The 830-nt window shown below is 53.5% G+C and carries 1 protein-coding gene; it reads right to left on the reverse strand.

What is annotated here, in order from left to right; translation table 11 throughout:
- Positions 1-239: 239 nt before the first annotated feature.
- A partial coding sequence (rlmE, locus tag ACIPLA_RS27315; protein ID WP_401177510.1) for a 23S rRNA (uridine(2552)-2'-O)-methyltransferase RlmE occupies positions 240-830 on the reverse strand: 591 nt, incomplete at its 5' end.

An 830-nucleotide genomic window follows, 5' to 3' on the forward strand; every position in this document is an offset into this window, starting at 1 on the left:
CCGCGATGATCAACCACAGGATCAGATTCTTTGCCATAACGTTCAATTAACTACCCTCTGAAGCAAGCTCAGCTAATGGCGCGTGCTTCGCATGATATTCACCGGCCTAACTTACTACATTACCTACGGCTCTGGCAGGCGCCGTCTGTAACCCTTTGTGAAACACTTTCTACACAATATTCGCTAATGCTCACGGGACGAAATACGAAAAACCTATCGACCCGCAAAAAAACCTCGATTTACTCACTACGGCCGCGGTAGCCCCAAGCCAGCATGTATTGCTCGCGGGAACTGCCACGGGAAGAGTCCGGCTTGATCATCTGGACCTTGTCGAATTTCTGACGAGCGTCCTTCACGTAAGCATCAAACCCTTCGCCCTGAAACACCTTGATCACGAAATTACCACCCGGCTTGAGTATCCGAGCCGCCAGATCAAGAGCCAGCTCACATAGAAACATGGCTTTTGGCATGTCCACCTCAGGCGTACCACTCATATTGGGGGCCATATCGGAAAACACAAGGTCCACCTGCGAATTACCCACGGCTTCAAGGATCTGAGCGAGCACTTCGTCCTGGGTGAAGTCACCCTGGATGAAAGTCACGTCCGGAATGCTGTCCATTTCCAGGATGTCCGAGGCGATCAGACGCCCCTGACCACCGATCAGCCGACTAGTGACCTGCGACCAGCCGCCGGGCGCCGCACCCAGGTCGACAACGCTCATACCCGGACGGATCAGCTTGTATTTCTCCTGGACCTCCAGAAGCTTGTAACTCGCACGCGAGCGGTAACCATCCTTCTGCGCCTGCTTCACATAGGGATCATTGACATG

This window comes from Pseudomonas sp. NPDC086112 (genome assembly GCF_044746425.1).
Taxonomy (GTDB): Bacteria; Pseudomonadota; Gammaproteobacteria; order Pseudomonadales; family Pseudomonadaceae; genus Aquipseudomonas.